Source organism: Microbacterium sp. F01 (assembly GCF_056156365.1).
The window spans coordinates 3,858,402-3,882,075 of record NZ_CM149592.1; the positions used below are offsets into that span (position 1 = coordinate 3,858,402).

The window sequence follows — 23,674 nt, forward strand, 5'->3', positions numbered from 1 at the left end:
GTTCTGTTGGTGGTCCGTGGCCGCCGTCAACCCTTGACGGCGCCCAGCATGATGCCCTTCACGAAGAAGCGCTGGAAGAGGGGATAGATGAAGATGATGGGCAGCACGACGAGCACCGAGACGGTCATGCGTATCGAGGTGGGCGTCTGCTCGGTGGCGAGTCCGGCGATCTGGCCGATGTTGCCGCCGGCGTTCTGCGCGGCCTGAGCGAGGCTCGATGCCTGGTTGATGAACATGTAGAGCAGGTACTGCAGCGTGTACAGGCTCTGGTCGGTGATGTAGATCAGGGTGTCCTGGAAGCTGTTCCACTGCGTCACGGCGCTGAAGATCGCGATCGTCGCGAGGATCGGCGTCATGTTCGGCAGGTACACCTTGAAGAAGACCTGGAGGATGTTGGCGCCGTCGACCTCGGCCGCCTCCTGCAGCTCCTTCGGCATCGACTCGACGTAGGTCTTCGCGAGGATGACGTTGAACGGCTGCACCACGAACGGGAGCACGTAGACCCAGAAGTTGTTGGTGAGCCCCAGCGTCTTCATGATGATGAACACCGGGATCAGGCCCGCGCTGAAGTACATCGTGATGATCAGGAAGCGGTACCAGAACTTGCGTCCCCACATGCGGGTCTGCGTGAACATGAACCCGAGGAACGCGGACGCGAGCACCGTGAGCGCCGTGCCGATCACCGTGCGGCCGACGCTGACGACGGTCGCCATCGGCAGGCCCGGCAGCTGGAAGACCTGGGCGTAGTTCGACAGGTGGAACCCGACGGGCCACAGGCGCACGTCGCCGAGCGCCGAGATGTCGTTGGCGCTGACGGAGTTGATGATCAGGTAGTAGAAGGGGTACGCGCAGATCAGCGCGAAGAGGAGGAACAGCGCGTAGTTCGCGAGGCGGAACACCGCATCGCCGACGGTCCCGCGATAGCGGGCCGAGGTGTCGCCCTTCTTCGTCGTGGTGAGCGTCTTCGTCATCGTCGTGGTCATGTCCTGGCCTCTCAGACGATCGATTCGCCGCGGACGCGCTTGGAGACCGCATTGACGGTGAGCAGCAGGGCGACCGAGATGAGGCTCTTGAGCATGCCGATCGCGGTGGCCATCGACAGGCTGTTGCCGGTCATGCCGATGTTGTAGACGTACAGGTCGAGCACCTGGATCCACTGCTTGTTGAACGCGTTCTGGAACACGTAGTACTGCTCCATCCCGTTGTTGAGGATGTTCGCGATCGACAGCAGCAGGAGCACGAGGTAGGTCGGCATCAGCTGCGGGATCGTGATGTACCGCATGAGCTGGAAGCGGCCGGCGCCGTCGATGCGCGCCGATTCGTACAGCGACTGGTCGATGCCCGCGATCGCGGCGAGGTAGATGATCGCGCCCCAGCCGAGTCCCTTCCAGATGCTCCAGAGCGTCATGGTGATCCAGACGTTCTGGTCGGTGTCGAGGAACTTGATGGGCGCCGTGATGAGTCCCGCGTCGGTGAGGACGTCGTTGACGAGGCCCGAGCTCGAGAACAGCGAGAACGCGATCATGTACACGAGCACCCACGAGATGAAGTTCGGGAGGGCCGTGAGCGTCTGCACGGAGTTGCGGAACCACGGCGCCTTGATCTCGTTGAGGAGGATCGCGAAGAACAGCGGCAGGACGGATGTCGCGATCCCGAGGAAGCTGATCGCCAGCGTGTTCAGCAGCACCTGGCCGATCTGCGCCATCTGGGTGGGAGAGGAGACCAGCATCTGGAACCACTGCAGGCCGACGAACTCACTGCCCTCGAGTCCGAGCGCCGGCTTGTAGTCGTACAGCGAGTAGATCCAGCCGTACAGCGGCAGGTACGAGAACAGGAACGCCAGCACCAGGAACGGCACGATGCAGAGGAACAGCGTGAACGACGTGCGGCTGCCCGCGGGACGCAGCCGCCGTCCCCGTCCCTTCTTCGCGTTCTGGTCGAGGTTGTGGACGGCCGCCTCCTGGAAGACGACCTGCGACTGCGCCTGAGTGGTCATCGGAGCGTGCCCCGGGTCGCGGCATCCGCCGAGGGGGCCGCCGGGTGAGCATGCCGTTCCATGTCACTCCTTCGTGTACGTGGCTGCCGCTCTGTCGAGAGGCGGGATCCGAGGTTCATTCGTCGAACCGCTTCGATTTCGAACCGCTTCGATTGAAGAGTAGGCGGCAGTGCTCGATTCGTCAAATGTCTCCTCGTAACGCGGAGGTAACGATCAGGAGCGCTCGCGGTCCTCTCCCACGGGTCGGAAAGCGCCTACCATGGTCGCATCGGACGCGCGGGGGCGTCCGGCCCCGGACCCGATCCGGTGAGCAGGACAGGACGAACGACATGAAGCGAGTCGGCATCCGCGATGTCGCCGAGCGCGCGGGCGTCTCCATCAGCACCGTCTCGAACGCCCTCAACCGACCGCACATGGTCAGCGAGCGACTCGTCGACCGCGTGCGCTCCGCGGCCGACCAGCTGGGCTACGTGCCGCTCCAGGCAGCCCAGCAGCTTCGGGCGGGGCGCTCGGGCCTGCTCGGCATGACGGTCATCAACATCGCGAACCCCTTCTTCGCCGACATGGTCGCCGGCGCCGAGGATGCCGCCTCCGCCGCGGGGCTGCGGGTGCTGGTCGGCAACTCGAGCGACGACGTCGCCAAGGAGCGCGACCACCTCGAGCTGTTCGAGCGCGTGCAGGTCGAGGGGGCGCTGGTGAGCCCGTTCGGCCCCCTCGAACCCTGGCTGCAGCGATTGCGGGGCCGCGGCATCCCGGTCGTCCTCGTCGACGCGATCGACGACACCGGCGAACTGCCCTCGGTGTCGTTCGACGACGTCGCCGGCGGCCGGCTCGCCGCCGAGCATCTGCTGGCGACCGGGCGGCGGCGGCTCGCCTTCGTCGGCGCGCGCGAAGCGGTACGGCAGGTGCGGGAGCGACTGCAGGGCGCGCGCCTCGCCGTCGCCGGCTGCCCAGGAGCGACCCTCGAGCCGATCTGGACCGAGCGCACGACGTCGGACCGCGGCGTGGCGTTCGGCGAGCAGCTCGCCGCCCGCTCCCCCGCCGATCGCCCCGACGGACTGGTCGCCTCGAACGACCACCTCGCCATCGGACTCGTGCACGGCCTCATCTCGCGCGGCGTGCGAGTGCCCGAGGACGTCGCCGTCGTCGGCTACGACGACATCGAGTTCGCGGCGATCGCCGGGGTTCCGCTGACCTCCGTGCGCCAGCCGGCCCGCGAGATGGGCCGCACCGCAGCCGAGATGCTGCTCGCCCGGATCAGCGGCACCGCGGGCGCCGACCTCGGAAATGTGGTCTATCGACCCGAACTGATCGTTCGCGCCAGTACCATGTCGGCATGACGCAGAAAGCGTTTACCGGACCCATCCGCATCATCTCGATCGCCCAGAACCCCCGCCCTGGCCGCTCCGTGCTGAAGCTGCTCGCACGCCGGCCCGGCCGCATGACGCTGGCCATCCTCGCGTTCGCCTGCAAGGAGATCCCGCTGTGGTTCCTGCCGGTCGTCACGGCACGGATCATCGACATCGTCGCGACCGGCGGCGAGGTCTCCACGGTGCTCATCTGGTTCGCGGTGGCGGCAGTGCTGCTCCTCCAGAACTACCCGATGCACATCGTCTACACGCGCAACTTCATGACGGTCGTGCGCGACACCGGGGCCGACCTGCGCAACGCGCTCGCCGCGCGGCTGCAGAGCCTCTCGATCGGCTACCACACGCGGGTGAGCTCGTCGATCGTGCAGACGAAGGTCGTGCGCGACGTCGAGAACATCGAGCTCATGCTCCAGCAGGTGACCCACCCGCTGCTGTCGGCGACGATGGTCATGATCGGCGCGATCTCGATGACCGCGATCGCCGTGCCGCAGTTCCTGCCCGTCTATGCGCTCGCGATCCCGATCGCCATCGGCATCCGCTATGGACTGCGCAACCGCTCGCGCGAGCGCAACGAGGTGTTCCGCCGCGAGGTCGAGACCCTCTCCGCACGCGTCGGTGAGATGGCGTCGCTCATCCCCGTCACCCGCGCGCACGGCCTCGAGCAGACCGCCGTCACGCGAGTGGCCTCGGGCGCCGACGGCGTGCGTCGCGCGGGCCTGCACCTCGACATGCTGAACGGCCATGTCGCCTCGATCTCGTGGGTCGCGATGCAGATTCTGGGAGTGGGATGCCTCGTGCTCGCGGCGATCTTCTCGCTCACCGGATTCCTGCCCATCACCCCGGGCGAGGTCGTGCTGCTGTCGACCTACTTCACGCTCTTGACCGGCGGCCTGACACAGCTCCTCATGCTGATCCCGGTCGGCGCGCGCGGCCTGGAGTCGATGCGGTCGATCTCGGAGGTGCTGCAGGAGCCCGACCTCGAGCAGAACGAGGGCAAGCGCGCCGTCGCGGACGTCGGCGGACACCTGGAGCTGGAGCATGTGTCGCACCGCTATGACGAGGCGGAGCGGGATGCCGTGCACGACATCTCGCTGGACATCACGCCCGGCGAGACTGTGGCCTTCGTGGGCTCGTCGGGCTCGGGCAAGTCGACGATGCTCAACCTCGTGCTCGGCTTCGTGCGCCCGACCTCGGGCCGCATCCTGCTCGACGGCGTCGACATGCAGGCCCTCGACCTGCGCACTGTGCGCCAGTCGGTGTCGGTGGTGCCGCAGGAGTCGGTGCTCTTCGAGGGCACGATCCGGGAGAACATCGCGTACGGCCTCGACGACGTGACGGACGATCGCCTCCGCGCGGCCCTGCGCGATGCGAACGCCGCGGAGTTCGTCGACCGGCTCCCCGACGGCTGGGACACCGTGGTGGGCGAACGCGGTGCACGCCTCTCCGGCGGCCAGCGTCAGCGCCTCGCGATCGCGCGGGCGCTGGTGCGAGACCCCCGCATCCTGCTGCTCGACGAGGCGACCTCGGCCCTCGACCCCGAGTCGGAGGAGCTCGTCAAGGAGGCGCTCAACCGCCTGATGAAGGGCCGCACCACTCTCGTCGTCGCACACCGTCTGTCGACGATCCGCCAGGCCGACCGCATCGTGGTGCTCGAGCACGGCGAGGTCGTCGAGATCGGCGGGCACGACGCCCTCGTCGCCGCTGCCGGCCGTTACGCCCACCTGCACGCGACGCAGACCGGCCTCCCCCGCTGACCGGGACCAGATTGCGCGGCGGGATAGCGCTTTCCGTTCCCACCGCCTACCCTGGAGGAGCGGGTGCGGCGGGGCCGCAGCATCCGTTCGCGATCCACCCGAAGGAGCCACCGTGACCGATACCCTCCGCTGCGCCATCGTGGGCACCGGTGCGATCGCGCACATGCATGCCAAGGCCATCGCGGCCTACCCGCACGCCGAGCTGGTGGCCGTCAACGACCTCAGCCGCGCGTCGGCGGAGGCCTTCGCCGCCACGTACGGCTCGCCCACCGTGTACGACGGCCTCGATGCCCTGCTCGCCGCCGAGCACCCGGACGTCGTCCACGTCTGCACTCCCCCGGGCGCGCACCCCGCACAGACGCTCGCCGCATTCGCGGCCGGCGCGCACGTCGTGGTCGAGAAACCCCCGGCTCCCTCCCTCGACGAACTGCAGGAGATGACGGACGCTGCAGCCGCCGCGGGCCGCGAGCTCGCGGTCGTCTTCCAGCAGCGCACCGGCACCGCCCCCGCCCACGTGAAGCGCCTGCTCGACTCCGGCGCGCTGGGGCGGCCGCTCGTCGCGCAGTGCCAGACCCTCTGGTACCGCGACGCGTCGTACTTCGCCGTGCCGTGGCGGGGGAAGTGGGAGACCGAGGGCGGCGGCACGACACTCGGCCACGCCATCCACCAGCTCGACCTGCTGGCCTTCCTGCTCGGCGACTGGACGCGCGTCGAGGGCCGCCTCTGGCGCCTCGACCGAGAGACGAACACGGAGGACGTCTCGACCGCGACCGTGGTCTTCGAGGGCGGGGTCGTCGCGCAGGTGGTCTCGAGCACGCTGTCGCCGCGGGAGACGAGCTCGATCCGCATCGACACCGAGAAGGCCACGATCACCGTCGACCACCTCTACGGCCACGGCCACGAGAACTGGCGCATCACCCCGGCGCCCTTCGTCGAGGCCGACGAGGCTGCGGCCTGGGAGATCACCGGACCCGAGGAGCGCAGCGACCACGCGCCGCTGCTGCGCGACGTGTTCGACGCCCTCCGCTCGGGCGCGCCGCTCCCGCCCACTGCCGAGGCGCCGGCGCGTTCGATCGAGCTGGTCGCCGCGATCTACGCGTCGGCCGACGCCGACGGTGCGGTCGTCACGCCCGCCGACCTCGCGGCACACCCGACGCACCGCAAGAGCTTCGCGAGCGCCGTGATCGACCTGCGGCCCGCCCGATGACGGTCGACCCGACCCTCGACCCCGGCGCGCCGGCGCCCCGCGAGATCTACCGCGATCCCGTCTACGACGGCGCGACCGACCCCACCGTGGTGCAGGACGCGGAGGGCTGGTGGATGTTCTACACGCAGCGCCACGCCACACACCCGCACCCCGGCGACGGCGTCGCGTGGGTTCACGGCACGCGCATCGGCGTCGCGCGCAGCGACGACGGCCTGCGCTGGACCTACGTGGGGACTCTGGAACCGGATGCTGCGGGCCTGCGCCTCCGCGAAGGACCGCCGCCCGCCGCAGTCGGCGGCACGCACTGGGCGCCCGAGATCATCCACGACGGCACCCGCTGGCGCATGTACCTCACCGAGATCGACGGCGTGCCCACACGGTGGGAGGGGCACGAGCGCCGGATCGTCGAGTATCACTCGGCCGACCTGCTCACGTGGACCCGTCGCGACCCACTGCCGCTCGCGAGCGACCGGGTGATCGACGCCGCCGTCGCGCGCTGCCCGGACGGGCTCTGGCGGCTCTGGTACAAGGATGAGGCGGCGGATTCGACGACCGCGGTCGCGGTGTCGGACGACCTCGACACGTGGCGCCTGGACGGCACGGCCATCGGCGGGCGCCCGCACGAGGGCCCGTTCGTCTTCGCGCTCGAGGGCACGTGGTTCCTCCTCACCGACGAATGGCGCGGGATGGCCGTCTACCGCAGCACCGACGCCGTCACGTGGGAGCGGCAGGGCGGGACGGATGCTGTCATCCTCGGTGAGAGCGGCGCTCCGCGAGACGGCATCCAGATCGGGCGGCACGGCTCGGTCGTCGTGATCGGCGATGAGGCCCGGCTGTACTACTTCACGCATCCGTGGTGGGACGGCAGCGAGCTCGCCGACGTCGAAGAGCGCAGCCACCGGCGCAGCGCGATCCACGTCGCGCGCCTGCGCGTGGCCGACGGCGAGCTCGTCGCCGAGCGCTGATCCGCCCCCTGACTGGGACCGCGCACAGGTCGTCCGCTCGCGTCGCGACAGGGCCGTTACTGAATCGTTCAAAATTCTCATCCGCACGTCTTGCGAAACGTTTTTAGAGCGAGTACCGTAGCGGGCAAGCGCTTTCCAGCATTGCAAGATCAGCACCACGAGCGCCCTACACCGCACACACAGACGAGGAACGTCTCGCGCGGACAAGAGAACGCAGACGTTCACAAGGAGGACAAGGATGTTCAGCAAGAAGCGGGCATTCGCCGCAGCCGCGTTCGCGGCCGGCGCCGCCCTGGTGCTTGCCGGCTGCGCCGGCGGCAGCGACGAGACCCCGGATGCCGCGCCCACGTTCGACCCGAACGAAGAGGTCACGCTCGACCTCGCATTCTGGGGCAACGACGTGCGTGCCGAGCTCTACAACGAGGCCATCGCCGCGTTCAACGAGGAGTACCCGAACATCACGGTGAACGCGACGTTCCTCGCGTTCCCGGAGTTCTGGGAGAAGCGTCAGACCGAGGCTGCCGGCGGCAACCTTCCCGACGTCATGCAGTTCGACTACTCGTACCTCCGCCAGTACTCCGAGAACGGCCTGCTGCTTCCCCTCGACCCGTACCTCGGCAACATCATCGAGACCGAGCCGCTGCCCGAGAACATCCTCAGCATCGGCGTCGTCGGCGACGAGACCACCGGCATCCCGACCTCGACCAACGCATGGGGCCTGTTCACCAACCCGGTCCTGCTCGAGCAGGCCGGCGTCGAGGAGTTCGCCGGGGGCAGCTGGGACGACTACGCCGAGTGGATGGGTGAGGTCACCGACGGCGCCGGCGGCGCGTTCTGGGGTGGCGGCGACTACACCGGCCGCATCCAGAACTTCGAGCTGCAGCTGCGCTCGGAGGGCTCGTACCTGTTCAGCGAGGACGGCGAGCCCGGCTTCGACGAGGAGCGCCTCACCGAGTTCTGGGAGTCCGGCCAGGACATCCGCGACGGCATCGGCATCCCGCAGCAGCGTGTCGAGGAGGTCGCCCCGAAGGGCGCCTTCGACAGTGCGCTCACCGCGAGCGAGCTGACGTGGGACAACTTCGGCGCCGGCTACCTCGCCGGTCTCGGCGAGGGCTACACCGAGCTCGGCCTCATCGCTCCGCCGGTGACCGAGGAGGGCGCGAAGGACCTGTACCTCAAGCCGTCCATGCTGCACACGATCTCGGCCAACACCGAGCACCCGGAGGCGGCGGCCACTCTCGTCAACTTCCTCGTGAACTCGCCCGAGTCCGGTGAGATCTTCGGCACCAACCGCGGCCTGCCCGCGTCGGAGACCGCCCTCGAGGCGGCCGAGCTCGACCCGCTGAGCCAGCAGGTCAAGGACTACGAGGCGTCGATCGCCGACCGCCTCGGCGACGCCCCGCCCGTGCCGATCGTCGGCTACGGCACCCTGGAAGAGAAGTTCCGCCAGCTCGGCACCGAGCTCAACTTCGGCACCGTCACGGTGGAAGAAGCGGTCTCGCAGTTCTTCTCCGAGATGGACGTCGTCCTCAACCAGTGACAGCTTCCGGGTCCGGGCGTACGATGCGCCCGGGCCCGGAAAACCACTCCTCCACAACCCGTATCGGAGAGTCTCGTGAGCACCACAGCGACCAGAGTCATCGTGACCGGTGAGAAGTCCTCACGCCGGTCCCTGTTCCGCCGGAGCAGCCCTGAGCACGTGAATCGGCCGGGTCAGCGGCAGCGTGTCGTGAAGGAGACGCTGGCCGGGTACGGGTTCCTCGTGCCGTGGCTGATCGGGTTCTTCGGCTTGACGCTGATCCCGATGGCGTACTCGCTGTACCTGTCGTTCACGCGGTACAACATCTTCGCGCCGCCGAAGTGGATCGGCTTCGACAATTACATCCGGATGTTCACGAACGACCCCGCGTTCGTGCAGTCCGCGCAGATCACCCTGATCTACGTGCTCGTCGGCACCCCGATCACCCTCGCCGCCGCGCTGGGCGTCGCGATGCTGCTGAACTACCGCGACAAGGGCGCCGGGTTCTTCCGCTCCGCGTTCTACGCCCCCTCCCTCATCGGCGGCTCCGTCTCGGTCGCGATCGTGTGGCGGGCCATGTTCGCCAGTGACGGCCCCGTCGACACCGCCCTCTCCTCCATCGGGATCGACCTGGGTGGCTGGATCGGCAACCCCGCCCTGGTGCTGCCGGCGATGATCCTGCTGGCGATCTGGATGTTCGGCGCCACCATGGTCATCTTCCTCGCCGGCCTGAAGCAGATCCCCAAGGAGCTGTACGAGGCGGCCGAGATGGACGGCGCCGGCCCCTGGCACCGCTTCCGCGCGGTGACCCTGCCGATGCTGTCACCGGTGATCTTCTTCAACCTGCTGCTCGGCCTGATCGGCGCGTTCCAGGTGTTCGCGTCCGCCTACATCATCTCCAACGGCACCGGCGGCCCCGCCGGCATGACGAACTTCATCACCCTGTACCTGTACAAGCGTGGCTTCAGCGACGGCCAGATGGGCTACGCCGCCGCCATCGCCTGGGTCCTGCTGATCGTCGTCGCGATCATCGCCTTCATCCTCTTCCGCACCCAGCGCAGCTGGGTCCACTACGCCGGAGACAACCGATGAGCACCACAAGCTTCGGCGAACCCGCCATCGCCACCCTCGAGAACCAGCTCGACGCCACCCCGCAGCAGCCCCGCCGCAAGGTCAAGCGCTCCACCTGGCAGACCATCATCTGGTTCGTCGTGCTGCTCGTCATCACCGCGGTCGTGCTCTACCCGCTGGTCTGGCTGCTGTTCTCCACCTTCAAGCCCAACAGCGAGTTCGGCTCCAACATGGGCCTGCTGCCGAACAACCCCACCCTGGACAATTACGCGAAGGTGATGGAGGGCATCGCCGGCGTCCCGATGTGGCGATTCTTCGCCAACAGCCTCATCATCGCCGTCGGCTCCGTGATCGGCGTGCTGCTGTCCTCGTCACTGGCCGCGTACGCGTTCGCCCGCATCCAGTTCAAGGGCCTCGGCATCCTGTTCGCCGCGATGATCGGCACCCTGCTGCTGCCGTTCCACGTCGTGATCATCCCGCAGTACATCATCTTCCAGCGCCTCGACATGATCGACACGTTCATCCCGCTGCTGCTGCCGAAGTTCCTCGCCACCGAGGCGTTCTTCGTGTTCCTGCTGGTGCAGTTCATCCGCCAGATGCCCCGCGACATGGACGAGGCCGCCCGCATCGACGGCGCCGGACACCTCCGGATCTTCTGGTCGATCATCCTGCCGCTGATCAAGCCCGCGCTGATCACCTGCTCGATCTTCGCGTTCATCTGGGCCTGGAACGACTTCCTCGGACCGCTGCTGTACCTCACCAGCCCCGAGAACTACCCGCTCCCCATCGCGCTGCGCCTCTACAACGACCAGACCTCCGTCAGCGACTACGGCGCCACCGTCACCGCCTCCTTCATCGCGCTGCTGCCGGTGCTGCTGTTCTTCCTGGTGTTCCAGCGCTTCCTCGTCGACGGCGTCGCCACCCAGGGCCTCAAGGGATAGGACCCCACCATGGACCGCCGAGAACTCCGCGCCGCGCGTCGCGCCGACGCGTCCGGCGCCGGGCCGACGCTCGAGGAGCGCGCTCCGGCCCGCTACCCGGGCGCCAAGGGAGCGTTCGCCCTGTTCGGCGAGGTGCTGCTGACCGGGCTGCTGGTCACCGCGGCAGGGCTCCTGGTCGTGACGCTGCCCGCGGCGCTGGCCGCCGGCATCCGTCACCTGCGCCGCTACGTGAACGCGGAGCAGTCGCACGTGAAGACGTTCTGGCAGGACTGGCGCCGCGCCCTCCCCGGCGGACTCGTCGTCGGCGTCGCCGCCGTCGTCCTCACCTTCGTCCTCACGCTCGACATCTACCTCGCGAACTCCGGGGCCCTCCCCGGCGGCGGCCTCATCTCGATCGTCGGCTGGGCGGGCCTGGTCGCAGGCTCCGTGGCGCTGCTCGTCGCCGCGGGTGCGTGGACGCCCGAGGGCGGCTGGCGCGCGGCGGTGCGCAGCATCCCGTCGTCCCTCACCTCCGACCCGATCGCCGCCCTGTACCTGGCGGCCGCCGCGGTGCTGGTCGGCGTCATGTCGTGGATGCTCGCGCCCCTCATCATCGCGGGACTCGGCTGCGCAACGTTCGCCGTCGTCGCTCTGCCGGCGCGCCGCGGCCGCCGCTGACCGCGCACACACCCCTCTCGATAGCAAGACCAGCCAGAAGGAGCTGCTCGACGTGCTGTACGGCGCCGACTACAACCCCGACCAGTGGCCCGAGGAGGTGTGGGACGACGACGTGCGTCTCATGCAGGAGGCCGGCGTCAACATCGTGAGCCTCGGCATCTTCGCGTGGTCGCGCATCCAGCCCACCGAGGACGCGTGGGACTTCGCGTGGCTCGACACCGTCATCGAGAAGCTGCACGCGGGAGGCATCGCCGTGAACCTCGCGACGGCGACCGCCTCTCCCCCGCCGTGGGTGAGCAAGACCTACCCCGAGACGCTGCCGGCGAACGAGTCGGGCGCGTCGTACTGGCCGGGCAGCCGCCAGCACTTCGCCCCGTCGTCGCCGACCTACCGCCGCCTCGCCGCCGAGCTGGTGCGCCGGCTCGCGGAGCGCTACGCGCACCATCCCGCCGTGGTGATGTGGCACGTCGGCAACGAATTCGGCTGCCACCTCTGGATGGACTTCTCGGATGCTGCGCGCGACGCGTACCGCGATTGGCTCCACAAGCGCTACGCCACCGTCGAGGCGCTCAACGAGGCCTGGGGCACGAGCTTCTGGTCGCAGCGCTACGGCTCGTTCGACGAGATCTTCCCGCCGCGCCTCGCCCCCTACAGCCACAACCCCTCGTCGATGCTCGACTGGCGCCGGTTCACGAGCGACATGCTGCTCGAGTGCTACCTCATGGAGCGGGAGATCCTGCTCGAGGCGGGTGCCACGCAGCCGATCACCACGAACTTCATGGGCCCGTTCAAGCCGGCGGACTACCGCAGATGGGCGCCGTTCATGGACGTCATCGCCGACGACTGCTACCCCGACCCCGCGAACCCGAACCGCGTGCGCGACGCCGCGTTCCAGCGCGACCTCGTCCGCTCGCTGAAGCCCGGCGTGCCGTGGCTCCTGTGGGAGCAGGCGACGGATGCCGTCAACTGGCGTCCCGCGAATCCCGGCAAGCGCCCGGGCGCCCTGATGGCCGAGACAGCGCAGTCCATCGCGCGCGGCGCCGACGGCATCATGTTCTTCCAGTGGCGCCAGTCCCGCGCCGGCAGCGAGAAGTTCCACTCGGCGATGCTCCCCCACGCCGGCACCGAGACCCGCACGTGGGACGCGGTGACCGAACTCGGCGCGCGCCTGGCCGCGCTGCCGGAGCTCCCGGCGCCCGGGCGCGACGCGCAGGTCGCCCTGGTGTTCGACTGGGAGAACTGGTGGGCCGTCGAAGAGCGGGACCACCCCACCGAGGTCGACTACCTCGCGCTCGTGCTCGAGTGGTACGGCGCCTTCCACGCTCGGGGCATCCAGGTCGACATCGTCGGCCCCGAGGAGGTCGACCACTCGTACGACCTCGTCGTCGCCCCGGCCCTCTACCTGCTGCGCGACGAGGGCGCCTCGGCGCTCGCCCGCTTCGTCGACGACGGCGGGACGCTCCTCACCGGCCCGTTCACCGACATCGTCGACGGGCACGACCAGTTCCGCACCGGCGGCTTCCTGACGCAGCTCGGCCCGGTGCTGGGCCTGCGCTTCGAGGACTTCAACGTGCTCGCCGGCCGATCCTCGGGCGGTTCGGGCGTCGGCGCGCTGAGCGCCGACGCCGTCCAGGCCGCACGCGATGCCGCGAGTCGCGGCACCGTGACGTTCGAGCTCGACGGGGTCGAGCTGCCGGGGCGCCTGGTCGCCGAGGCGGTCCACGCCGCCGGCGCGACAGTGGTCGCAGCGTTCTCCTCGGGCCCGCAGGCCGGTGCCCCCGCACTCACGCGCCACCGCTTCGGCTCGGGCGAGGCCTGGTACACCGCCACGCAGCCGGTGACCGACGGCGGTTCGGCCGGCGGACCGGCCTCCGACGCGCTCGACGCCGTCGTCGCGGCCGTGGTCGCAGCATCCGGTGTCCGTCCCGTCGTGGCGGATCTGCCCGCCGGTGTCGAGGCCGCGCGCCGGGGCGACCTCGTCACGCTCATCAACCACGGCGACGTGCGCGTCGAGATCGCGCTCGACGGGACGGATGCCGAGACCGGTGTCGCCGTCGAGCGCGTGGTGCTCGATCCGCAGGGCGTCGCGTTCGTGTCGGCGCCGGTCGCCACCGCAGGCGCCGCCGCGCCCCGCGCCCGCGCCACCGCGACCCACTCCTGACCCTCACCACCACACACGACTGGAGCACCTCCATGCCTGCACCTCGCCCCCTGCTCGCGGCCGCCGCCCTGACCGCCGGCGCCGCGCTCGTCCTCTCGGGCTGCTCCGGCGGCGCCCAGGAGGACGCCGCCGCGTTCGACCCGGACGAGAAGGTCAGCATCGACTTCGCCTTCTGGGGAAATGACGACCGCGCGACCCGCTACAACGACCTGATCGCGGCGTTCAACGAGGAGTACCCGAACATCACGATCAACACGTCGTTCACCGACTTCCCGAGCTTCTGGGAGAAGCGCCAGACCGAGGCGGCCGGCGGGGGCCTCCCGGACGTGTTCCAGTTCTCCGACAGCTACCTCCGCCAGTACGCGGAGTCGGGGAACCTGCTCGATCTCGCCGACGTGTCGGACTACATCGACACCACGACCTTCGAGGAGTCGCTGCTCGGCACGGGCGCCCTGGAGGGCGTGCAGTACTCGCTGCCGACCGGCTACAGCCTGTGGGCGAACTTCGTCAACGACGACCTCGTCACGCAGGCGGGCGTCGAGGCGCCGGAGGGCGGCACGAGCTTCGCCGACTTCGACGAGTGGATGGCCTCGGTCACCGACGCCACCGGCGGCGCGGTGTACGGCGGCACCGACTACACGCAGCGCATCCAGGTCTTCGAGCTGCAGCTGCGGGCGAACGGCGACAACCTCTACACCGAGGACGGCGAGCTCGGGTTCACCGAGGACGACCTGCGCGAGTTCTGGGAGTCCGGCGCCGAGATCCGCGACGGGGTCACCGTGCCGCAGCAGAAGCTCGAGGAGCTCTCGCCCAAGTCCGGTTTCGGCGCCGGCATCACCGCGAGTGAGATGAGCTGGAGCAACTTCCTGGGCGGCTATCTCGCCGACTCCGGCGCCTCGTCGATCTCGCTCGTCGCGCCGCCCACCGCGAAGGAGGGCTCGAAGGACCTCTACCGCCAGGCGGGCCTCCAAGTCGCGATCGCCGCGAACACGGAGCACCCCGAGGCAGCGGCGCTCTTCCTCGACTTCGTCGTGAACAGCCCGGAGGCAGGCGAGATCTTCGGCACCACGCTCGGCTTCCCCGCGTCCTCGTCGAAGCTCGAGGGCACGACGCTCGAGGGTGCCGACAAGCAGGTCGCCGATTACATCGAGTCGGCGTCCGAGCGCATCGGCGATGCCCCGCCGGTCCCCGTGGTCGGCTACGGCTCGCTCGAGCAGGCCTTCTGGGACGCCGGCAAGTCGATCGGCCTCGGTGTGCTCTCGGTCGACGACGCCGTGACCCAGTTCTTCGCCGAGGCGGACGCCATCCTCGGCTGATCCGACCAGATTCACGTGAGCGGATGCTGCGGCACGGCCCCGTGCCGCAGCATCCGCTCCCCCGCACTCGAGAGGACCACCCCGTGACCGACGCGACCGCACGACTCGACCCGCACTACGAGATCGCCGACATCGACCGCCGCCTGTTCGGCGGCTTCGTCGAGCACCTCGGACGCCACATCTACGACGGCATCTTCGAGCCGGGGCACCCCTCCGCCGACGCCGACGGCTTCCGCACCGACGTCGTCGAGCTCGTGAAGGAGCTGGGCGTCTCGACCATCCGCTACCCGGGCGGCAATTTCGTGTCCGGCTACAAGTGGGAGGACGGCATCGGCCCGGTGTCAGAGCGCCCGCGCCGCCTCGACCTGGCGTGGCACTCGACCGAGACCAACGAGGTGGGCCTGCACGAGTTCCAGGCTTGGCTCGACCGCGTCGGCAGCGAGCTGATGCTCGCCGTCAACCTCGGCACCCGCGGCACGCAGGAGGCGCTCGACCTGCTCGAGTACGCCAACGCCGACACGCAGACGGCATGGACCGACCAGCGCGCAGCCAACGGGCGCGAGACGCCGTTCTCCGTGAAGATGTGGTGTCTCGGCAACGAGATGGACGGGCCGTGGCAGGTCGGGCACAAGAACGCCGACGACTACGGCAAGCTCGCCGCGCAGACCGCGAAGGCGATGCGCATGATCGACCCCGGTGTCGAGCTGGTCGTGTGCGGCTCGTCCGCCCGGTCTATGCCCACCTTCGGCACGTGGGAGCGCACGGTCCTCGAGCACACGTTCGACGACGTCGAGTTCATCTCGTGCCACTCCTACTACCAGGAGCAGGGCGGCGACGCGCAGGAGTTCCTGGCGTCGGGCGTCGACATGGCGCGCTTCATCGAGTCGGTGGTCGCCATCGCCGACACGGTCGCCGCGACGAAGAAGAGCGACAAGCGCATCATGATCTCGTTCGACGAATGGAACGTCTGGTACCTCCACGACGACCAGGGCGGTCAGAACGACAAGCCCGAGGAGAAGGGCTGGCCGGTCGCACCGCGCCTGCTCGAAGACACCTACAGCGCCCTCGACGCCGTCGTGTTCGGCGACCTCATGATCACGCTGCTGCAGCACGCCGACCGCGTGCGCTCGGCGTCGCTCGCGCAGCTCGTCAACGTGATCGCCCCGATCATGACCGAGCCGGGCGGACCCGCCTGGCGCCAGACGACGTTCTTCCCGTTCTCGATCACCTCGCGCCTCGCGCAGGGCCGCGCCGTGCGCGTGCCGGTGTCGGCGGGCACGTTCACCAGCGAGAAGCTCGGCGAGGTCGAGGCGGTGAACGCGGTCGCCACCGTCGACGACGAGGGCGTGTCGCTGTTCGTCGTGAACCGTTCGACGACGGATGCCGCGGACCTGCGCGTCGACCTCGCTCCGCTGGTGCGCGCCCTCGGTCGCGAGGTCGCGGTCGTCGAGTCGCACCTGCTCCACGACGACGACCTCTACGCGGCCAACACGCTCGAAGACCGTGAGCGGGTCGGCGTGCGCGAGGCCGCAGCATCCATCGACGGCGATGTACTGTCGCTGGCACTGCCGGCCGTGTCATGGACGGCGGTCCGGCTCGCGTGAGCGCTTCGCCGACTCTTCGGACGGACACACGGATGCTGCGCGCCGACGCCGCCGGCCACTCCCGCGCGGAGCTGCGTCCGGCGATGGCGAACACCGAGGACACGCGCGCAGGGCTCACGCTCACCAGTCGCGCGCTCCTGCGCGACGGTCGGCCGTGGCTGCCGGTGTCGGGCGAGCTGCACTACACGCGCGTGCCGCGCGAGCGGTGGACCGAGCGACTGCGGCTGATGCGCGCGGGCGGCATCTCGGTCGTGTCGACTTACGTGTTCTGGCTGCACCACGAGCCGGTGCGCGGCGAGACCCGCTTCGACGGGCGTTACGACGTGGCAGCGTTCGTCGACGCCGTCCGCGCTGAAGGCCTCGAGATCATCATGCGGATCGGGCCGTGGGCGCACGGCGAGATGCGCAACGGCGGGTTCCCCGACTGGGTGCAGCAGGCCCACGTGAAGCATCGCACCGACGACCCCGCCTACCTCGAACTCGTCCGGGAGTGGTTCGCGCACCTCGCGGCCGCGCTCGACGGCCGCTGCACGCCCGAGACCGTGCTCGGGATCCAGCTCGACAACGAGCTCTACGACCAGCCCGGGCACCTCGTCACGCTGAAGCGGCTGGTTCGGGAGGCAGGGTTGTCCGCGCCGCTGTGGACCGCGACGGCGTGGGGCGGCGCGCAGCTCCCCGATCCCGAGGTGCTGCCGCTGTGGGGCGGCTACGGCGACGGATTCTGGGTCGACCCCGGCGAGCCCTGGGACCCGACGTTCCGCGCGCACTACTTCTTCTCCGACGCGTGGGACGACCCCGGCATCGGCGCGGATGTGCGGGGCGAGGATGCCGCGCGGCAGTCCGAGCTGTCGCCGTGGTTCCCCGCGGCGACCTGCGAGCTGGGCGGCGGCATGGCCACGGCCTACCATCGGCGCCCGCGTCCTGACGCGCTCGACATCGCGGCCGTCGCGCACGCGAAGCTCGGAAGCGGCTCGGCGTGGCAGGGGTACTACATGTACACCGGGGGCACGAACCCCGGGCCCGGCCTCGAGGAGACGCAGTCCACGGGCTACCCCAACGACATGACGCGGCTGAGCTACGACTTCCACGCGCCCATCGGCGAGGCCGGCCGCACCGCGCCGAGTCACGCGGCGCTGCGCCTGCAGCACGCGTTCGTCGAGGCGTTCGGCGATGGGCTCGCGCCGCTGCCGTCGCATCTTCCCGATGTGCGTCCGTCGGGCGTCGAGGATTCGGAGACGCTTCGCTGGGCGGTGCGTGCCGACGACGGCGCGGGGTTCGTCTTCATCGGGTGGCATCAGCCGCACGTGCCGCTGCCGACGTATCGCGGCGCGCGCCTCCGCATCGACACGAGCCACGGCCCGGTCGAGCTGCCGAGCGCACCGGTCGACATCCCACCCGGGACGCTGGCCCGCTGGCCGCTCGGGCTCCAGGTCGCCGGCGTCACGATCGACTGGGCGACGGCCTCCGCGGTCACGGTGCTGCCCGGGTCGGGGAGCACTCCGCCGACGCTCGTGCTGATCGAGGACGCCGGCATCCCCGTCGAAGTCGCGCACGACGGCTTCGCGCACGCGGTGACGCCGGGCGCGGCGCCGGTGCGGATCGAGGAGGCCGACGGCGCGAACCTCGACGTGCTCGTGCTCCCCGCCGCGGATGCCCCCCGCGTGTGGGTCGTCGACGCTGCCGCGGGCGGGCGACGGCTCTTCGTCGGATCCGACGAGCTCACGTGGGACGCCGGCGGCGAGGTCTCGGTCCGCGCGAGCGGCGCGGAACCCGATGTGCGCGAGTACCGCGCCGGCACCTGGAAGACGCCGGAGTGGGGGCACGTGGACGGCGCTGGGATCGCAGCATCCGTTCCCTTCAGTCTCACACGCGCGTCGACGCTGCCGTCCGGGGACTACGGTTCGCGCGACGGCCGGCAGGCGGCGCCGGACGACGCCGTGCTCGACGCACACGCGGCGGTGTACCGGCTCGAGATCCCGTCGGGCCTCGATGCCGACGCCGTGCTCCGTGTGCGATGGGCGGGCGACGTCGCGCAGCTGCGCGTCGACGGCGTGACCGCGACCGACCGGTTCTGGGACGGCTCCGAACTCGTCGCGAATCTCCGCGACGTCGGCGCACGCCCCGACGCGAGCGTCGAGCTGCACGTCCTTCCGCTGCGGCGCGGCACCGGCGTGCATCTGCCGGAGGACGCCGCGGCCCGCCTCGCGGCGTCGGCCGACGGGCTCTGCGAGCTCGACGACGCCCGTGTCGACCAGCGCGCCCTCTGGCGCGAGATCCGCTGAAGAGCCACGACAGGAAGGCGAGACAGCGATGACGCTGCGCAAGGCCGCCACCCCGCCCATGGGGTGGAACAGCTGGGACTGCTATGGCACGACCGTGACCGAGGCCGAGGTGCTCGCCAACGCCGAGTTCATGGCCGAGCACCTGCTCCCCCATGGCTGGGACACGATCGTCGTCGACATCGACTGGGCAGACCCCACCGCCCGGTCGCACGGCTACAACGAGTCCGCCCCGCTGGTGATCGACGGGTTCGGACGCGTCCAACCGGATCCGGTGCGCTTCCCCTCGGCGGCCGGCGGCGCCGGGTTCGGCCCGCTCGCGGCGCGCGTGCACGAGCTGGGCCTGAAGTTCGGCATCCACATCATGCGCGGCATCCCGCGGATCGCCGTCGATCGCGACGTGCCCGTGCTCGGTGTCGAGGCCACCGCGGCGGGCATCGCCGAACCGGCGAACGCCTGCGAGTGGAACCCGCACTACGTCGGGCTCGACCACAGCACGCCAGGTGCGGCGGCCTACTACCACTCGATCGCCGACCAGTACGCGCAGTGGGGCGTCGACTTCATCAAGGCGGACGACATGCTGTGGCCGTACCAGGCCGCCGAGATCGAGGCCCTCTCGACGGCGATCGAGACCGCGCCGCGCGAGATCGCCCTGTCGCTGTCGCCCGGCCGCGACCTGTCGGCCGCGCACCTCGAGCACCTGCGCGCGCACGCCACCATGTGGCGCATCTGCGACGACCTCTGGGACCGGTGGGACGACCTCGAGGCGAACTTCGCGCGCCTCGCGCGCTGGGCGCCGTCGGCCGGACCCGAGGGCTGGCCCGACGCCGACATGCTGCCGCTCGGCCGCATCGGCATCCGCGCCGAGCGCGGCGAACCGCGCGAGGGCGCGCTCACGCTCGCCGAGCGCCGTTCGCTCGTCACGCTCTGGGTCATGGCGCGCTCCCCGCTCATGATCGGCGGCGACCTGCCGACGAGCGCGCCCGAGACGGTCGCGCTCTTCCAGAACGACGACGTGCTCGAGATCCTGCAGGACTCCACCGGCAACCGCGAGCTGCTGCGCGAGCGCGACCTGGTGGTCTGGACCGCCGAACGCGGCGCCACCCGCTGGGTCGCCGTCTTCAACACCGCCGACGAGGCGCGCGAGGTGCCGTTCGACACCCGCTCCCTCGGGTTGGGTCCCGCGCCGGTCGCCGTCGTGGACGTGTGGGGCGCAGCATCCATTCCGGTCGAAGCCGTGCACGAGCAGTCGGATGCCGCGCGCGGGGTCGCTCCCGGCAGCTCGGTCGTGCGGGTGTCGCTCGAGCCGCACGGGTGCGTGCTCTTGCGCGCCTGACGGAACGGTGATCGGATGCTGCTGGGAAAGCGCTTGCGCCGCATCCGATCCCGTGTCACACTATTGGAAAGCGTTTACCCGCCTTTCGGTCCCGTTGCCGGAGCCGGGTACCCACAGCCTTCAGAGCAGAAAGCAGGACCCCATGACTGACACGACTCTCGCCCCGGCGTCTGCCGATGCGTCCGTCCGTCCCTCCGTGCGTGAGATCGGCATCATCATGAACGGCGTCTCGGGCCGGATGGGCTACCGCCAGCACCTGGTGCGCTCGATCCTCGCGATCCGCGAGCAGGGCGGCATCGAGCTGCCCGACGGCACCAAGGTCACCGTGAAGCCGCTCCTCGTCGGCCGCAGCGAGGCCAAGCTCGCCGAGCTCGCCGCCAAGCACGGCATCGAGGACTACACGACCGACCTCGACGCCGCCCTCGCCGACCCGCGCTGGGAGATCTACGCCGACTTCCTCGTCACCAAGGCCCGCGCGTCGGCGCTGCGCAAGGCGATCGCCGCCGGCAAGACCATCTACACCGAGAAGCCCACGGCCGAGACGGTCGACGAGGCCCTCGAGCTCGCGAAGCTCGCGCAGGCAGCCGGCGTCAAGACCGGCGTCGTCCACGACAAGCTGTACCTGCCGGGCCTGCAGAAGCTGAAGCGCCTCATCGACTCCGGCTTCTTCGGCCGCATCCTGTCGGTGCGCGGCGAATTCGGCTACTGGGTCTTCGAAGGCGACTGGCAGCCCGCGCAGCGTCCGTCCTGGAACTACCGCGCGGAGGACGGCGGCGGCATCATCGTCGACATGTTCCCGCACTGGAACTACGTGCTCGAGAACCTGTTCGGCGAGGTCAAGAGCGTGTACGCGCAGGCAGCCGTGCACATCGCGGACCGCTGGGACGAGAACGGCGAGCACTACACCGCCACCGCCGAGGACGCCGCATACGGCATCTTCGAGCTCGAGGGCGACATCGTCGCGCAGATCAACTCGTCGTGGACCGTGCGCGTGAACCGCGACGAGCTCGTCGAGTTCCACGTCGACGGCACGCACGGCTCGGCAGTCGTGGGCCTGTTCGGCGCGAAGATCCAGCACCGCAACGCGACCCCGAAGCCGGTCTGGAACCCCGACCTGGCCGACGACCACGACTACGACGCCGACTGGGCCGAGGTCCCCACGAACGACGTGTTCCAGAACGGCTTCCGCCAGCAGTGGGAGGAGTTCCTCGTCTCGTACGTCCAGGGCACCGAGTACGAGTTCGACCTGCTGTCGGGCGCGCGCGGCGTGCTGCTCGCCGAGGCCGGCCTGCAGTCGAGCCGCGAAGGCCGCAAGGTCGAGCTGCCGACGCTGTCGCTGGACTGACGGGAAGCACGGATGCCGAAGCTCACCCTTCTCTCCGATGCCGGGGCGCTCTCGGCCGTCGAGCTGAACGAGTCCCCGGGCTACACCAAGCCCGAGGGCGCGCTGAAGAGCCGCGTGGCGTACGCCGCGGCGCACGTCGTGCCGAAGACCTGGGCTGACAACACCCCGGGCCAGCCCGCCGAGGTCGACTGGGACGCGACGCTCGACTTCCGGCGCGCCGTGTACTCGTGGGGTCTCGGCGTCGCCGACGCCATGGACACCGCCCAGCGCAACATGGGCCTCGACGCCGCGGCGACGCGCGACCTCATCGCACGGTCGGCCGAGGTCGCCCGTGAAGAGGGCGGCTCGGTCGTGGTCGGGGTCAACACCGACCACGTCGAGGCCGAGCGCATCTCGCTCCAGGAGGTCATCGACGCCTACAAGGAGCAGCTGCACTTCACCGAGGAGCAGGGCGCGGGCCCCGTGCTCATGGCCTCGCGCCACCTGGCGCGCGTCGCCGAGTCGGCGGACGACTACCGCCACGTGTACCGCGAGGTGCTGCAGTCGGCGACCGTACCGGTGGTGCTCCACTGGCTGGGCACGGCGTTCGACCCGGTGCTCGAGGGCTACTTCGGCTCGCCCTCGTGGCGCGAGGCGTCGGCGGTGCTGCTGGAGATCATCGAGGAGAACGTCGACAAGGTCGCGGGCGTCAAGATGAGCCTGCTCGATGCCGCCTCCGAGGTGTCGGTGCGCGAGCGCCTGCCCGAGGGCGTGCGCATGTTCACCGGCGACGACTTCAACTATGTCGGCCTCATCGGCGGGCAGGACGTGCCCGAGGCGACCCAGCCCGAGCGGAACGCAGCATCCGCCCGCCAGCACTCCGACGCGCTGCTCGGCGCCTTCGCGGCGATCACGCCGGTGGCGTCGGCGGCGATCCAGGCGCTCGACGCCGGCGACCCCGCGCGGTACCTCGAGATCCTCGGCCCGACCGAGGAGCTCAGCCGCCAGGTGTTCGCCGCGCCGACGTTCTACTACAAGACCGGTGTCGCCTTTCTGTCGTGGCTCAACGGCCACCAGCCGGCGTTCCAGATGGTCGGCGGCCTGCACTCGGCGCGGAGCCTTCCGCACCTGTCGCGCATCGTCGAGCTCGCGAACGCATCGCTCGCCTTCGAGCGTCCCGAGCTGGCGGCCGTCCGCTGGCACGGGATGCTGCGCCACAACGGCATCGATGTTCCGGGGGTGATCTCATGACGGTGGATCCGCGCCTGTCGATCAATCAGGCGACGATCAAATACGCCGACCTCGCCACCGCGCTGCGCGTGACGGCGGAGGCGGGCGTGCAGGCGATCGGCCTGTGGCGCGAGCCGGTGCAGGAGGTGGGTCTCCGGACCGCCGCCTCGATGCTGACCGACTCGGGTCGGCGCTTCACGACGCACTGCCGCTCGGGCTTCTTCACGATGCCCGAGGGTCCGGCGCGCCGCGCGTCGATCGACGACAACCGCGTCGCGATCGAGGAGGCCGCGACGCTCGCCGCCGCAGGCGCCGAGGGCTCGACCGCGATCCTCGTGCTCGTCGCCGGCGGGCTGCCCGAGGGCTCCCGCGACCTGGTGGGCGCGCGCGAGCGGGTGCGCGACGCCATCGGCGAGCTGGCACCGGATGCTGCGGCCGCGGGTGTGACGCTGGCCATCGAGCCGCTGCACCCGATGTACGCGTCCGACCGCTGTGTCGTTTCGACGCTCGGGCAGGCACTCGACATCGCGGCGGACTTCGACCCGGCCGTCGTCGGTGCGACCGTCGACACGTTCCACATCTGGTGGGACCCGGACGTGCTGGCGTCGATCGCGCGCGCGGGCCGCGAGGGCCGCATCGCGACGTACCAGGTGTGCGACTGGAAGACGCCGCTCGCCGCGGATCCGCTCCTCAGCCGCCACTACCCGGGCGACGGCGTCATCGACTTCGCGTCGCTGACCGAGGCCGTCGAGGCGACCGGCTACGACCGCGACATCGAGGTCGAGATCTTCAACGAGGAGATCTGGGCCACCGACGCGCTGATCGCCGTGCAGCGCACGGCCGCCGGGTTCGCAGCATCCGTCTCCCCGCACCTGCGGGCTCGCGTCGCGAGCTGACGGTCCGCCGCAGTCTCGAAGCGCCCGCGGGGTTCTTGGCCCCCGCGG

18 protein-coding genes are annotated in these 23,674 nt (G+C 70.0%); 16 read left to right on the forward strand and 2 right to left on the reverse strand.

Annotated elements, in window-relative coordinates; genetic code table 11:
- Positions 1-26: 26 nt before the first annotated feature.
- Positions 27-983, reverse strand: a complete 957-nt coding sequence (locus tag ACVN90_RS17770) for a carbohydrate ABC transporter permease (protein ID WP_475099524.1) — start codon at positions 981-983, stop codon at positions 27-29.
- Between the two features lie 11 nt (positions 984-994).
- Positions 995-1,996: an ABC transporter permease subunit gene (locus ACVN90_RS17775; protein WP_220375568.1), complete on the reverse strand. Its 1,002-nt coding sequence runs from the start codon at positions 1,994-1,996 to the stop codon at positions 995-997.
- 329 nt (positions 1,997-2,325) lie between these two features.
- Between ACVN90_RS17775 and ACVN90_RS17780 the strand changes: the two genes are divergently transcribed.
- The 16 genes from ACVN90_RS17780 (at position 2,326) to ACVN90_RS17855 (ending at position 23,626) form a co-directional block, all read left to right on the forward strand.
- Positions 2,326-3,336: a LacI family DNA-binding transcriptional regulator gene (locus ACVN90_RS17780; protein WP_475099525.1), complete on the forward strand. Its 1,011-nt coding sequence runs from the start codon at positions 2,326-2,328 to the stop codon at positions 3,334-3,336.
- On the forward strand, positions 3,333-5,120 hold the full coding sequence (locus ACVN90_RS17785) for an ABC transporter ATP-binding protein (protein ID WP_475099526.1): 1,788 nt from the start codon (positions 3,333-3,335) through the stop codon (positions 5,118-5,120). Before ACVN90_RS17780 ends, ACVN90_RS17785 begins: the two co-directional genes overlap by 4 nt.
- Before the next feature lie 112 nt (positions 5,121-5,232).
- Positions 5,233-6,327 carry a Gfo/Idh/MocA family protein gene (locus tag ACVN90_RS17790; RefSeq protein WP_475099527.1) on the forward strand — a complete coding sequence of 365 codons (1,095 nt, stop codon included), beginning with the start codon at positions 5,233-5,235 and terminating at the stop codon, positions 6,325-6,327.
- A complete protein-coding gene (locus ACVN90_RS17795; protein WP_475099528.1) occupies positions 6,324-7,292 on the forward strand; it encodes a family 43 glycosylhydrolase in 969 nt (322 codons plus the stop codon). The genes ACVN90_RS17790 and ACVN90_RS17795 overlap by 4 nt, the downstream gene beginning before the upstream one ends.
- Before the next feature lie 238 nt (positions 7,293-7,530).
- Positions 7,531-8,832: an ABC transporter substrate-binding protein gene (locus ACVN90_RS17800; RefSeq protein WP_475099529.1), complete on the forward strand. Its 1,302-nt coding sequence runs from the start codon at positions 7,531-7,533 to the stop codon at positions 8,830-8,832.
- A gap of 75 nt (positions 8,833-8,907) precedes the next feature.
- The gene (locus ACVN90_RS17805) at positions 8,908-9,903 is read left to right on the forward strand and encodes a carbohydrate ABC transporter permease (RefSeq protein WP_475099530.1); all 996 of its coding nucleotides are present in this window, start codon (positions 8,908-8,910) and stop codon (positions 9,901-9,903) included.
- Positions 9,900-10,823, forward strand: coding sequence for a carbohydrate ABC transporter permease (locus ACVN90_RS17810; protein WP_475099531.1), 924 nt, complete (start codon positions 9,900-9,902; stop codon positions 10,821-10,823). The genes ACVN90_RS17805 and ACVN90_RS17810 overlap by 4 nt, the downstream gene beginning before the upstream one ends.
- Before the next feature lie 9 nt (positions 10,824-10,832).
- A complete protein-coding gene (locus ACVN90_RS17815; protein WP_475099532.1) occupies positions 10,833-11,480 on the forward strand; it encodes a DUF624 domain-containing protein in 648 nt (215 codons plus the stop codon).
- A 52-nt stretch (positions 11,481-11,532) separates the two neighbouring features.
- Positions 11,533-13,641 carry a beta-galactosidase gene (locus tag ACVN90_RS17820; protein ID WP_475099533.1) on the forward strand — a complete coding sequence of 703 codons (2,109 nt, stop codon included), beginning with the start codon at positions 11,533-11,535 and terminating at the stop codon, positions 13,639-13,641.
- Positions 13,642-13,673: 32 nt separating this feature from the next.
- A complete protein-coding gene (locus ACVN90_RS17825) occupies positions 13,674-14,957 on the forward strand; it encodes an ABC transporter substrate-binding protein (protein ID WP_475099534.1) in 1,284 nt (427 codons plus the stop codon).
- 83 nt (positions 14,958-15,040) lie between these two features.
- A complete protein-coding gene (arfA, locus tag ACVN90_RS17830; protein ID WP_475099535.1) occupies positions 15,041-16,561 on the forward strand; it encodes an arabinosylfuranosidase ArfA in 1,521 nt (506 codons plus the stop codon).
- A 32-nt stretch (positions 16,562-16,593) separates the two neighbouring features.
- A complete protein-coding gene (locus tag ACVN90_RS17835) occupies positions 16,594-18,843 on the forward strand; it encodes a beta-galactosidase (RefSeq protein WP_475099536.1) in 2,250 nt (749 codons plus the stop codon).
- A 28-nt stretch (positions 18,844-18,871) separates the two neighbouring features.
- Positions 18,872-20,176 carry an alpha-galactosidase gene (locus ACVN90_RS17840; RefSeq protein WP_475099537.1) on the forward strand — a complete coding sequence of 435 codons (1,305 nt, stop codon included), beginning with the start codon at positions 18,872-18,874 and terminating at the stop codon, positions 20,174-20,176.
- A 142-nt stretch (positions 20,177-20,318) separates the two neighbouring features.
- Positions 20,319-21,521, forward strand: coding sequence for a Gfo/Idh/MocA family protein (locus ACVN90_RS17845; protein WP_475099538.1), 1,203 nt, complete (start codon positions 20,319-20,321; stop codon positions 21,519-21,521).
- A 12-nt stretch (positions 21,522-21,533) separates the two neighbouring features.
- A complete protein-coding gene (locus tag ACVN90_RS17850) occupies positions 21,534-22,751 on the forward strand; it encodes a dihydrodipicolinate synthase family protein (RefSeq protein ID WP_475099539.1) in 1,218 nt (405 codons plus the stop codon).
- A complete protein-coding gene (locus ACVN90_RS17855; protein WP_475099540.1) occupies positions 22,748-23,626 on the forward strand; it encodes a sugar phosphate isomerase/epimerase family protein in 879 nt (292 codons plus the stop codon). The genes ACVN90_RS17850 and ACVN90_RS17855 overlap by 4 nt, the downstream gene beginning before the upstream one ends.
- The last annotated feature ends 48 nt before the right edge of the window (positions 23,627-23,674 follow it).

Bases quoted from the DNA above. Each gene is read 5' to 3' on its own strand.
- ACVN90_RS17770 (WP_475099524.1), bottom strand. From the start codon at position 983: ATGACCACGACGATGACGAAGACGCTCACCACGACGAAGAAGGGCGAC.
- ACVN90_RS17775 (WP_220375568.1), bottom strand. From the start codon at position 1,996: ATGACCACTCAGGCGCAGTCGCAGGTCGTCTTCCAGGAGGCGGCCGTC.
- ACVN90_RS17780 (WP_475099525.1), top strand. From the start codon at position 2,326: ATGAAGCGAGTCGGCATCCGCGATGTCGCCGAGCGCGCGGGCGTCTCC.
- ACVN90_RS17785 (WP_475099526.1), top strand. From the start codon at position 3,333: ATGACGCAGAAAGCGTTTACCGGACCCATCCGCATCATCTCGATCGCC.
- ACVN90_RS17795 (WP_475099528.1), top strand. From the start codon at position 6,324: ATGACGGTCGACCCGACCCTCGACCCCGGCGCGCCGGCGCCCCGCGAG.
- ACVN90_RS17800 (WP_475099529.1), top strand. From the start codon at position 7,531: ATGTTCAGCAAGAAGCGGGCATTCGCCGCAGCCGCGTTCGCGGCCGGC.
- ACVN90_RS17810 (WP_475099531.1), top strand. From the start codon at position 9,900: ATGAGCACCACAAGCTTCGGCGAACCCGCCATCGCCACCCTCGAGAAC.
- ACVN90_RS17815 (WP_475099532.1), top strand. From the start codon at position 10,833: ATGGACCGCCGAGAACTCCGCGCCGCGCGTCGCGCCGACGCGTCCGGC.
- ACVN90_RS17825 (WP_475099534.1), top strand. From the start codon at position 13,674: ATGCCTGCACCTCGCCCCCTGCTCGCGGCCGCCGCCCTGACCGCCGGC.
- ACVN90_RS17835 (WP_475099536.1), top strand. From the start codon at position 16,594: ATGCTGCGCGCCGACGCCGCCGGCCACTCCCGCGCGGAGCTGCGTCCG.
- ACVN90_RS17840 (WP_475099537.1), top strand. From the start codon at position 18,872: ATGACGCTGCGCAAGGCCGCCACCCCGCCCATGGGGTGGAACAGCTGG.
- ACVN90_RS17845 (WP_475099538.1), top strand. From the start codon at position 20,319: ATGACTGACACGACTCTCGCCCCGGCGTCTGCCGATGCGTCCGTCCGT.
- ACVN90_RS17850 (WP_475099539.1), top strand. From the start codon at position 21,534: ATGCCGAAGCTCACCCTTCTCTCCGATGCCGGGGCGCTCTCGGCCGTC.
- ACVN90_RS17855 (WP_475099540.1), top strand. From the start codon at position 22,748: ATGACGGTGGATCCGCGCCTGTCGATCAATCAGGCGACGATCAAATAC.